The organism is Pedobacter sp. AJM, assembly GCF_002197755.1.
Classification (GTDB): domain Bacteria; phylum Bacteroidota; class Bacteroidia; order Sphingobacteriales; family Sphingobacteriaceae; genus Pedobacter.
The window spans coordinates 60,256-72,194 of sequence record NZ_NHOT01000009.1; the positions used below are offsets into that span (position 1 = coordinate 60,256).

7 protein-coding genes are annotated in these 11,939 nt (G+C 40.6%); 6 read left to right on the plus strand and 1 reads right to left on the minus strand.

All coding sequences use genetic code 11. The features are described 5' to 3' along the window. The first annotated feature begins 179 nt into the window (after positions 1-179). From CBW18_RS15985 to CBW18_RS16010, 6 genes are all read left to right on the plus strand, one after another. Positions 180-3,500 (plus strand): SusC/RagA family TonB-linked outer membrane protein, encoded by a 3,321-nt coding sequence (locus CBW18_RS15985; protein ID WP_088302323.1) that lies wholly within the window; start codon positions 180-182, stop codon positions 3,498-3,500. A 26-nt stretch (positions 3,501-3,526) separates the two neighbouring features. Then, on the plus strand, positions 3,527-4,960 hold the full coding sequence (locus tag CBW18_RS15990; protein WP_088302324.1) for a RagB/SusD family nutrient uptake outer membrane protein: 1,434 nt from the start codon (positions 3,527-3,529) through the stop codon (positions 4,958-4,960). 13 nt (positions 4,961-4,973) lie between these two features. Beyond that, the gene (locus tag CBW18_RS15995; RefSeq protein WP_172406553.1) at positions 4,974-5,708 is read left to right on the plus strand and encodes a DUF4843 domain-containing protein; all 735 of its coding nucleotides are present in this window, start codon (positions 4,974-4,976) and stop codon (positions 5,706-5,708) included. 11 nt (positions 5,709-5,719) lie between these two features. Further along, entirely contained in the window at positions 5,720-7,156 is a 1,437-nt protein-coding gene (locus tag CBW18_RS16000) for a PKD-like family lipoprotein (RefSeq protein ID WP_088302326.1), read from the plus strand. 40 nt (positions 7,157-7,196) lie between these two features. Continuing rightward, positions 7,197-8,372 (plus strand): TlpA disulfide reductase family protein, encoded by a 1,176-nt coding sequence (locus tag CBW18_RS16005; protein WP_088302327.1) that lies wholly within the window; start codon positions 7,197-7,199, stop codon positions 8,370-8,372. A 386-nt stretch (positions 8,373-8,758) separates the two neighbouring features. Next, a complete protein-coding gene (locus CBW18_RS16010) occupies positions 8,759-10,159 on the plus strand; it encodes an MFS transporter (protein WP_088302328.1) in 1,401 nt (466 codons plus the stop codon). A gap of 228 nt (positions 10,160-10,387) precedes the next feature. On the opposite strand, the gene CBW18_RS16015 is transcribed toward CBW18_RS16010, so the two are convergent. Continuing rightward, on the minus strand, positions 10,388-11,905 hold the full coding sequence (locus tag CBW18_RS16015; RefSeq protein ID WP_216359255.1) for a glycoside hydrolase family 32 protein: 1,518 nt from the start codon (positions 11,903-11,905) through the stop codon (positions 10,388-10,390). Positions 11,906-11,939: the final 34 nt, after the last annotated feature.

Genomic DNA, 11,939 nt, shown 5'->3' on the forward strand with positions numbered 1-11,939 from the left:
TCTAACTAAACTGCATGAAAGAAAACTATACTAACTAAAATGTTTTAAACAAAACCAGGCTCCGATTAGCCATCAGAACCTGGTAAAAGTTTGGAGCATCCGATTGAAAATCAAACTAATAACCGCAGCCCTCTATACGGTCCAACGCAAAAGAGGCTGCTTAACCAAACCGACTACTAATGTATCAAAAATCAAGCAAACTAGGTATGCCTAAATGGCTGTGCCTCAAATTATTGTTAATCATGCGCTTAACCATCGTAATATTAATAGCATGCTTTATGCAGGTAAGTGCATCAAGTCTTGCTCAAAAAGTGACGCTAACCAAGTCAAGTGCTTCACTCCGGTCTGTCTTTAAAGAATTGAACCAGCAGACAGGTTATAACTTTTTTTATACAGACAATTTGTTGGAAAATTCGTCTCCGGTAACCATCAACGTTAAAGATGCTGATTTACCCGCTGTACTTAACCAGATTTTTGCCAGACAAAACCTGGATTTTACGATACACAACAAAACGGTGGTGATCAAAGCAGGTACACCGGCCAGACAGGAAGTGATTTCCGGTTTCGTAGGTGATGCCAAAGACCGCAAGCCCATTGTAGGTGCTACGGTCTCAATTAAGGGAACAAAGTCTGCAGTCCAGACGGATAAAAATGGAAAATTTACCATCAGCATTTCTGCAGGCGCAGAATCTTTGGAATTCAGATTTATAGGCTATAAGACTGTTAATGTACCCATCACGCCTAATTCAAATTATTCCATTTACATGGAGGAGGATCAGCTCACACTGAATGAGACCGTTATTACCGGTATGGTAGACAGGAAGGTAAGTACCTATACCGGAGCGGCTAAAACCATGACCGGAGCCGAACTTAAGGCTGTAAGTCCGGTAAATGTATTTGCCGGTATTGCTGCCCTCGATCCATCATTCAGAATTATTCCCAACAATAAAATTGGAGGTAACATCAATGCTTTGCCTGAAATTACCATGCGTGGGCAAAACTCCTACCCAACACTGGGTTCGGAACTTGTTGGAAATCCAAATACGCCCTTATTTATTCTTGACGGATTTCAGGTTTCATTACAAGCCATCACAGATTTAGACATGAATCAAATTGCATCTGTTACTTTGTTAAAAGATGCTTCTGCTACCGCAATGTATGGTTCACGTGGGGGTAATGGTGTAATGGTTGTTACCACAATTCTCCCGCCGAGGGGAAAAGTAGAAGTTTCCATCACCAATAACTTCACTTTAGCATCACCTGATCTTTCTGTTTACCATATGCTGAATGCAGAAGAGAAACTGGATTTTGAACGTCGTGTAGGTTTTCTAAACACTTATTTTGGGCAGGCCATTAATGCCGAACGGTATAAAGCTGTGGTGAGCGGTGTAAATACAGACTGGAAATCTATTCCCGTTCAAACAGGCATTAACAACAGAACAAACCTTTCGTTACGTGGTGGCGACCAGTCGCTGACTTTCAACCTTACGTTCAGCGGCAATTTCTTACAGGGCGTAATGAAGGAGCAGGACAGGAAAAATTATGCGGGAAGTTTTACGCTGAGTTATAAGACCAATAAATTAACGTTCCAGAATAATACGATTGCTACCCAGGTTATTTCGAATGACTCGCCTTATGGGGAATTTAGCCAGTACCTGGCTTTAAATCCATACTGGAAACCATACGATGAAAACGGTAATATAAATAAGTACCTGGAGAACATCAATCTTGGCTTCGGTGTAGGCAGTTCTGTTGTCTTAAATCCCTTAATGGATATTAATTATAATACCATTAACAACAGAAATAAGAACTTTAATTTAAGGAACAACACCACCATTCGTTACGACTATAGTAAGTCGCTATGGTTCACCGGTGCATTGGGCATCACCAAAGTGAACGGTACGATAGATAATTTCTACTCCGCTTTAGACAGCCGTTTTAATGGCATTTCAGATATAAGTGCAAGAGGTACCTATTCGAAAGACAATAGTGATGCTTTTACCATGGATGGCACAGGTGCTGTGAACTACAACAAGAATTTTGGAAAGCACGGTGTTACCGTGTATGCAGGATTCAGGCTTGCCAGCACCAAATTCAATTCATATAACGTAACAACGCAGGGTTTCCCTTTCGATCGTCTGGATAACATCCTTTTTGCCGCACAGTATATGGACAGCAGGCCTACCGGAACTGAAAGTACAATTAACAACCTTTCCTATACAGGAAGTGCGAACTACTCTTATGATAACCGGTATTTTACCGATTTTACCTATACAAGAGATGGTTCTTCTGCTTATGGAGTAAATAATAAATTCGGTAATTTCTGGTCTGCAGGTTTAGGATGGAACATTAACAATGAAAAATTCCTGAAGGATAGCAAAACAATTAACCTTTTGAGGATTCGCGGTAGTTACGGTTCTACAGGTACATCTGTACAGGATCCTTATGCTGCACAATTCAGATATAACCTGGGTACGTCCACAGGTTATTTCGGTGAAGTAGGGGCTTTTCCCGGCGCATTGGGCAACCCGAACCTGAGCTGGCAGCAGGTACTGAAATCGAATATTGGTATTGCTTCCGCATTTCTGGATAACCGTTTAACTTTCAATGCAGAATTTTATAATGAAGTCACGCAGAATGCGCTGACCACAGTTTCGCTGGCACCCAGTACTGGTTTCCCTTCGTACACCGAAAATTTAGGTAAGATTCAGAACAGGGGAATGCAAGTCGACCTCGGTTATACCATATTATCTAACCCTCGTAAAGGTTTAAAATGGAATGTTTCAGTGAACGCAGCCACTAACAAATCGGTATTGAAAGAACTTTCAGGTAAGCTTAAAGCCCTTAACGCCGCATTAAATAAGAATAACGCTGATCAAACAACCGAAAATGTACAATTTATTGAAGGACAATCAACCACAGCCATTTATGCGGTGAGGTCACTGGGTATTGATCCGGTTACCGGTCAGGAAGTTTACCTGAAAGCAGATGGTACCCCAACCTTTGTATGGGACGTTAATGATAAAACCTATGTTGGCGATACACGTCCTAAATGGACAGGTGCCATCAATTCAAATTTCCTGTATGCAGGTTTTGCCTTAAATTTTAGCTTCAATTATAATTATGGTGCTGACCTGTATAACAGTACGTTATTAAATAGGGTGGAGGCTGTAGATGCACGTAACAACGTAGACCGCAGAGCCTACGACCTGGGCTGGACCGGACCCGGAAGTTTGAGCCCTTACCGCAGAATTACAACCTTCCCGACACCAACAAAGCTTACCTCACGCTTTGTTCAACGCGATAATAACATTCAGCTCAGTTCCATAAACTTGAGTTATCAGTTCAAAACCACATTTGTAAAAAAATTAGGTTTACAGAACCTTAGCGTGAGTGCCACAACGAATAACCTGGGCACTTTTAGTTCAATTGAAATTGAACGTGGTACAGATAATCCTTTTGCCAGAGAATATACATTTGGTTTAAGTGCAAGATTTTAAGTTCAAAAAAACATATTCATATCCCAATGAAAAGAACAACATTAATTATAGGAATCCTGGCAATAGTTGCGGTGTTTTCCGGTTGTAAGAAATTTTTGGATGTAACGCCGAAAACGAGTCTGGCTGAAGAACAGCTGTATACTTCAGAAGTTGGCTTTCAACAGGCTTTGTCGGGTGTTTACGGAAAACTGGCCGGAACTAATCTTTACGGAGATAACCTGTCTATGGGCTTCGTTTCTGCCCTGGCACAAAATTATTCAACACTCAATATCAGTGCAGCCGTTTCGCTGCAACAAACACAACTTCTTAACTACGCTTCAACGGAAGTAATAAATTATACCGATTCCATCTGGTCTTCCAGTTATAGTGCAATTGCCGCTGCGAATAAGATAATTGCAAATACCGCAATAAACCGTTCTGTGTTAAGCAATAATTCATATGCACAGCTGCGCGGCGAAGCCTTGGCCTTAAGGGCATTTTTACATTTTGATTTATTGCGTATGTTCGGTCCGGAGTACACGGCAGGTGCAAACCTGAAGGCCATCCCTTATAAAAAAGATGTAAACGAAAATGCAATTATTCCTTCTACAACTGCTGATGTGGTTAAATTTGCATTAGCCGACTTGAAAGAAGCAGCAGATTTACTACAACCGGTCGACCCGATCGTGACCAGCGATTTAAGAAGCAGACGAAATAAGCTGAATTATTACGGCGTAAAAGCACTGGAAGCCAGAATAAGACTATACAGTGGTGATAAATCAGGTGCTGCTGCAGCAGCAAATGTAGTAATCAGTTCAGGTAAATATGCATTCGTAACCCAGGCTGCGGCCGGTGCCATTAGTTCAGGTTTAACCGTACGAGACCGACTATATTTCAATGAACAGGTATTTATGATCCGGGTTAGGGATATATTGCCTACTGTACAACGCTATTTCCGGTTTAGAGGTAGTTTAGATCAAAGTCTTACGCGTAGCCCTGCTAACTTTGCTACGCTGTATGAAACTTCATCCGGCGGCGGTTCAGACATCAGGTACGTTTACCGTATCGAACAGGATGGCGGAAATTTATTCCCTTCTAAATTCTGGCAAGCCTCCGATGCTACCACTACAATTAGTGACAACTTACTGGATCAGTATGTTCCAGGCATACGCCTTGCAGAAATGTATTATATCCTCGCTGAAACAGCGGAAACACCGGCTGCAGGTGTGAGCTATTTAAATACAGTGCGTCAAAACAGGGGCATCTCTAACTTGGCAACAACCATTACAGCTACAGATCTTACCGCTGCAATCACTAAGGAATACCAGAAAGAATTTTATGCAGAAGGACAGTTGTTTTTCTACTATAAACGTATTAAGGCAACGAGAATGCAGTTTCGCAACATCAATATGACACCGGCGGACTACAAACTACCTATTCCAGATAGAGAACTTCAATTTAATCCGAATTATGGAAACTAATCAAACGCGTATTATGAAATATTTATTATATATAATGATAGTGGTCTGTCTTTTTTCATGTAAGAAAGAAACCGTTGAGACCTATCAGGGAAAGGATGGCGTGAGTTTCTTTGCCTACACTTTCGAACTTTTACATACCACAGCTGTTAGAAATTACTCTTTTGCCTTACAGGCAACTCAAAAGCAGAGGGATACCCTATTTATACCCATGCGCATTACCGGGAAGCTAACCGATCAGCCACGTACGGTAATGTTGAAAACGGCTCAGGGAACAACCGCTACCGCGGGAGTAGACTTTGAGCTGAAAGAATTCACCGTTCCGGCAGGCGCATCGAAATTTGATTATCCCCTGATATTACTCAATTCTGCTGGAATGGCCAAAAATGTGTACAGAATTGTATTGGAGCCAGCAGAAACTAAAGACTTTATTTTGGGTACTTTGGGCCAGACTCCAAGGACCAACACTACCCAGCCGGAGGAAAACTTCAGATACCTGAAGGTAGATGTAACCAGCCAGTACATCGAACCAGCTTATTGGATCTACCTCCTTCAGGATTTCGGGGAATTCAGTGCCGTAAAATACAAGTTCATGGTGAAGACATTAGGTATTACTGATTTTAATTACGATAAAATTGGTTCTGATGGTTTATTGAATTTTCCGGTTACACTAAGGAATGCACTGGCCGCTTATGAGGCTGCAAATGGTCCATTGTTAGATGAGAACGGTCAGGAAATATCGTTCCCTTAATTTAAAATATTATGCATTTAAAATACTTTTTAAAGCTCAGTCCAGTTTTTATTGTCATTATGCTGGCATTTGCTGCCTGTAAAAAAGACAATCAATCGTTTAAATATGATCAAATCAACGACATTAAAATAACTGATGCAACGATAGCTTTTACGGTTTCTCAACTGGATTCATTAATCATCACGCCAACTTTGTCGCAAACAATGCCCGAAGGTGATTCATTTACCTATAGCTGGAAACTTAATACAGCAACAGATACAACAACAATTGCTACAACAAAAAATCTCCGCATCAAAGTAACATTAAGCCCTGGCCTTTATCCGGTAATATACAAAGTGAGGAGCAATAGAAATGGTATTTATACGCTAAAGCAATATACCATCACTGTCAACGGCGCCTATCCGGACGGCTGGTATGTTCTTAACAGTAAGGATGGAAAAGGCAAAGCTTCTTTGATTCGTACGGATGATGTGATTTTTGATAACCCAATGGAAGTAGCCAATAATAAAACCTATCCGGGGAAACCATTAGCCTTATATAATTTTGCAAAAGGTAGCTTCTTTTATTATTTCACTGACCAAAATGTGTATCGCTTTAACATGAATGACTGGTTGGAACTTGGTGATAGAAGTTCGATACTTCCGGGATTGGCAACACCACTTCCATTTAAGGCAGCACCGGCATTTATAATGAATACCTCAAAATTTGAGCAGTATGTTGTCGCAGATGGTAATTTATATGTTGGCGTTTCAGGAACAAACGCGGAGAATCTGAAGCCTTTATCACAACGCATTCCCGGTAATTATGATTTATTCCCGGGCGTTTTCCCCGGCAATTTTAACACCACCTATTTTTATGATAATACAACAATGAGTTTTATGGAGATGGGCATATTGTCAAGAGTTCTACAACCGTCTCGTGCAACACCATCTAGGCCTTTCGATATGGCAAATGTGGGTAAGAAAATGATAGCCTATGATCGTGGGGTAACAACCTTATCTCAGGAAGGAATTGAGTGGTATTACATCATGGAAGATAATAACGGCCGTTACCTGATGTCCCTGACTGGTGACTCTGATAATAGTTTCCCTGGAGTTAATCAAAAAATGATGAACAGTCCGGAAATAGGTAGTGCAACGAACTTTGCAACCTCATCTATTTTAAAACAACTCTATTACACGGTTGGCAATAGGGTTTATTTGTACGACATGCTTGCAAACGCCGCACGTCTGATTTACACTTTCCCGGCAGGCTATGCAATTAAAGACATTGAAATGTTGCGTAGTACCAGTAAACAATTGGTGATTGGCGTGAACAACGGTACGGCTGGTGAAGTGTATTACTTCAGCATCAATGGCCAGGGCGAATTTACCAATGCTACTTTTGCTAAGAAATTTACAGGCTTTGGTGAAATTATACAAATAGCACCTGCCAGACAGAACCTGTAGACTCCAATTGAATTTTAAATAATTATTTAACATATACATTATGAAAAAAATAGTCCTGCTCCTAGCAATTCTGGCTATAGGAAAGTCTGCATTTACCCAGCAGGCGCAACCGGCTTATAAGGCAAGTCTTGATTCTTTGAAGATCTTCATCGATCTTTCAAAAAAAGAGGCCATTCTTAATCGCCTGGTCAAGGCCCATCCGAAAGATAATTTTGACCCATCCAGGGCTATATTGGTTGATAACTTTGTGATTGCAAAAAACTCAGCTAAGGCTTTACATTATTTCAACCAGATTCAACAAACCGCACGGATCATGTATGTGGAAAACGTTGCAACAGGGATAATGGCTTACGATCTGAAAGCTGCTGAAACATTGCTTGGACAAGAATTGAATAACCCAAAAAATGCGAAAGAGGAGCGGTTGTACCTATTACAGCTGTATAGTCAGGTAATGGATAAAATGGGCAATCACGCCAAAGCTTTTGCCGCCATTAAGGAGTGCTATGAGCAGGCGACCAGGAAAAGTGCAGGCTTGACCGCACAATATTATTATTTGATGAGCAAAACAGGCCGGTACCAGGAAGCACTTCCGGAGCTGGAAAAAGCAGTTTTGTCAGGCTTGGCTAATGATGATTATAAAAATGAACTGAAAAATGCTTATGAGAACATTCATCCGGGAAAAGATTCAAATGTTTACCTGGCTGCTTTAACCAAGCAGTTTGACGACAAATATAAGGCAGAAATAGCAGCCAAAATGATAGGAGAGCAGGCACCTGAATTTAAAGTCAAAGATATAAATGGTAAAGAAGTATCCTTATCAGACTTTAAGGGAAAGACCATTGTGCTTGATTTTTGGGCAACCTGGTGCGGACCTTGTAAAAAATCACTTCCGGCGATGCAAATGATGGTTAACAAATATAAAAACGACCCAACGGTAAAGTTTTTGTTTATACACACCTGGGAAACGGTTTCAGACCCAAAATATGATGCGGTAAACTATTTATTGACCCATAACCTGGATTTGCCTTTGTATATGGATACTAAAGATCCCGTTACAAAAAAGAATCCTGCAGTATCGTCATTTGACGTATCGGGAATCCCCGCAAAGTTTATTATTGATGGCAATGGTAAAATACGCTTTAAGGAACTTGGATTGCTTTGGCCAAATGAGGTAGCCGTCAGACAACTTTCAACCATGATAGAGATATCGAGGTAAAGTTAGGCAGCCCAATATGGCTGAACCATACTTTATTAAACCCTCATATGCCGAATGGTATATGAGGGTTTTTCTTTATGAATTAAATGTAAGTATGTATTTATCTTTATCCAGGTGGATGATTTCCTTTAATGCAAAATAGCATCTTTAACAGATTTTTTGCCGCTTTCTGAATAAATTATCTTAGATAACCATATTTTAGCCAATTGCTAAAAGTTAGCATACTTATGTTTTGCCATGAATTTCCCTTAACTGTCATTTTATTGCTGTTACTTTCATGACAGATATTTTTGTGTTTATTTTGCCATAAAGCGATTAGCGGGAAGCTTGATCAAAAGCGTACTCAATTAAGGAGAGAAGTGGCTTAGCCGGATAAAAAGTTAACTATGATTCAGAATTTATCTATTAAAGAAATAGAAACTACCAAAAAGGTCTTGCCCATGATATTGGCCACTGCAATTTTTATGCAGATGCTTGATTCAACAATCCTGAATACCTCTCTTCCGTCCATTGCGAAAGATCTGAATGAATCTCCGCTCAATATGCAAAATGCAATCATTGGTTATGTACTTACGCTAGCTGTTTTTATGCCGGTTAGTGGTTTTCTCTCAGATAAATTCGGTACCAAAAAGATATTTATTTTTGCCCTCACACTCTTTAGTGTGGGATCGCTTTTTTGCTCGCTCTCCGGCAGTCTGACACAATTGGTCATTTCCAGAATGATACAGGGGGTAGGTGGAAGTCTGATGACGCCGGTTGGAAAACTGGCTTTGGTAAAGACCTTTCCAAAAAAAGATTTATTGAAAGCTATCAATTTCGCGATCATCCCTGCCCTCATCGGGCCGGTATTGGGCCCCCTGGTTGGGGGTTACATGGTAGATTATCTCTCTTGGCACTGGATTTTTCTGATCAACATTCCCATGGGCCTGGCGGGCATTTTTCTGAGCTTACGGTATATGCCAGACTATCGCTCCCCTGTAATTGATTTTGATTTAAGGGGCTTTCTCATTTTTGCCGCAGCTTCATTATTGCTTTCCATCTCTCTTGAATTATTTGGAAACGCACATTATATTACACCCGCCCTTGCCATTCTGTTATTTGGTATGGTGATGTTGTATTTCTACTATCGGCATGCTACAACAGATAACAATCCTATTTTCCCTATCAACCTGTTTAAGGTTAGAACATTCAGGGTAGGGATACTGGGCAATCTGGCGACCAGGCTGGGCATCAGTTCTATACCGCTTCTATTGCCCATGATGATCCAGATTGCCTATGGCCAGTCTGCTGTAATCTCTGGCTGGATTGTGGCTCCAATGGCATTAACGGCAATTATTGCAAAATCAACAGTAATAAAAATTCTGAATAAATTTGGTTACAGAACCACATTGATGGCGAATACCTTTATCATTGGTGTTTTGATCTGCTTTATGGCTATACCCGCAACTGGAGCGTCCATCTATTATTATGTACCCATTATTGCCGTATTGGGATTTTTCAACTCCATACAGTTCACCGCGATGAACACCATTTCGATTGCAGATTTGCGTGAATATCATACCAGCAGTGGCAATTCTTTGATTTCAGTGAATCAGCAGCTGGCTATTGGATTTGGTGTTGCCTTTGGACTGATCGTGCTGAAGGCATTCAGGGGGGATGTAAAACTGATACATGATGACATCCATTATGCGTTCAGGTATACTTTCCTGGTAGTAGGCATTTTGACAATTTTATCTGGTTTTATCTTTCGAAGACTGCATTTTAAAGACGGTGAGAATTTAAAATAAGCCGACAGTGACCTGGATTTGTTTAAGTTTTGGCTTTTAAGCATTCATTTTATGCTAGCAATCTTTACAGTAAGGATTGCCAGCATGATAGATTGCTTCGTCCTTCCTTTGGAGCCTATCAATGCTAACCTGTCGAAGGACTTATGAAAAAGTTCTTCGACAGGCTCAACGTGACGAGTCTTAATAAAAATTAATAATCATGTTAAAGCTTTTTTCGTAGCACAGGGCTTAATTAACGCGTTCAATTGTAGATACTTTTACCACTGGAACATCAATTTTCTGTGGACTTTTTATTTCCAGTGAGCTGTTTTTCTGGATTGGAAAAAATACTTCAGTCATCGCCGTAAGTCCATCATCTGCAAATAGTTCTACAGATGTGGCATCAATAAAGACGATTATTTTTTTATGATCTGCAGCTGAAATCCGCGGTGAAAAATGTTTTTCAGCAAAACTTTTTTCAAATGCACCATTACCTGCATTACTGCGGTCGATAAAATAACCTTTGTTCTGTTCGAAACCGATAATTAGCTTCTGATTTTTTCCGTCTCCAAGTTCAATGCTGAAGTCACCAGGACTATTAATCTGCAGCTCAATCCTGGTGCCTTTTCCTTCAGTTAATCCCGTAGAAAGATCTAATGAATTAATTCCAGTCAATCCTTTGCGTTCAAATACCACCTTTTCCAGTTTCGACAATTCAGTAACAGGATTTGAAGCAAGATATACCTCTCCATTAACTTTTTTAAGGGTCAAATCGCGGGGTAGGGTGGTAGCGCCACGCCAGGCCGTAGTTGGTACCACATTGGCGTAATTCCAATTGTTCATCCATCCCATCAGCACTTTTCTTGCCCCTGTATTGGAGAACGTGACACCCGCATAATTGTCCGTGCCATAGTCCATCCATTTTTGCTTTTCAGCATCAGGTTTAAAAGTTTTTCCGTCAAAATCACCCGTAAAATACTGTGTGGCTGAACCACCATTTGGCCCGCCCGGGTTGATGCTCACCAGGAGTACCCAATGTGTTTTACCATCAAGTTCGAGTGGGAATAAGTCAGGACATTCCCAAACACCGCCGTGTGCACCCAGCTTTTCGCCAAACTCGCTTTCCTTGCTCCATTTCTTTAAATCAGGAGAAGAATAAAATGTGATCCGGTCTTTGGTGGCCAATGTCATGATCCATTTTCCGGTAGCCGCATGCCACATTACCTTTGGATCCCTAAAATCCCAGATGCCCGGATTAGGAAGAACAGGATTTCCAGTGTACTTCGTCCAGGTTTTACCTTCATCAAGACTATAAGCGAGACTTTGATATTGGTGAAGTCCTGTCTTCTGATCTTCAATTTTCTTGTTGTGGTGCGTAAATATCGCTACCATGGCGTTTTTCCCAAAACCCGCCGTATTATCTTTATCGATGACCGCACTTCCAGAGAATATGGTTCCAAGGCTATCCGGATACAAGGCGATGGGCTGCTCTTCCCAATGAATCATATCCTTGCTTATTGCATGGGCCCAGTGCATAGGGCCCCAAACGGTAGAATCGGGATTATACTGAAAAAACAAATGATATTTTCCATTTAAATAGACCATTCCATTTGGATCGTTCATCCAATGGGCTTTAGGTGTAAAGTGGTATTTCGGGCGATAGGGTTCCATATCTGCGCTTTTTTGATGCACCATTCTCGTTGACGTACATCCATAAAAAAAAGATGCAACGAGTAAACCAAAGTATAAATTTCTTTTTATTGCCATTTTTATAAGTTTAAAATATAATTAAAATGATTAG

What these genes read in the sequence shown, in the direction of transcription:
- CBW18_RS15985 (WP_088302323.1), top strand. Translation starts at nt 180, where the DNA reads ATGTATCAAAAATCAAGCAAACTAGGTATGCCTAAATGGCTGTGCCTC.
- CBW18_RS15990 (WP_088302324.1), top strand. Translation starts at nt 3,527, where the DNA reads ATGAAAAGAACAACATTAATTATAGGAATCCTGGCAATAGTTGCGGTG.
- CBW18_RS15995 (WP_172406553.1), top strand. Translation starts at nt 4,974, where the DNA reads ATGAAATATTTATTATATATAATGATAGTGGTCTGTCTTTTTTCATGT.
- CBW18_RS16000 (WP_088302326.1), top strand. Translation starts at nt 5,720, where the DNA reads ATGCATTTAAAATACTTTTTAAAGCTCAGTCCAGTTTTTATTGTCATT.
- CBW18_RS16005 (WP_088302327.1), top strand. Translation starts at nt 7,197, where the DNA reads ATGAAAAAAATAGTCCTGCTCCTAGCAATTCTGGCTATAGGAAAGTCT.
- CBW18_RS16010 (WP_088302328.1), top strand. Translation starts at nt 8,759, where the DNA reads ATGATTCAGAATTTATCTATTAAAGAAATAGAAACTACCAAAAAGGTC.
- CBW18_RS16015 (WP_216359255.1), bottom strand. Translation starts at nt 11,905, where the DNA reads ATGGCAATAAAAAGAAATTTATACTTTGGTTTACTCGTTGCATCTTTT.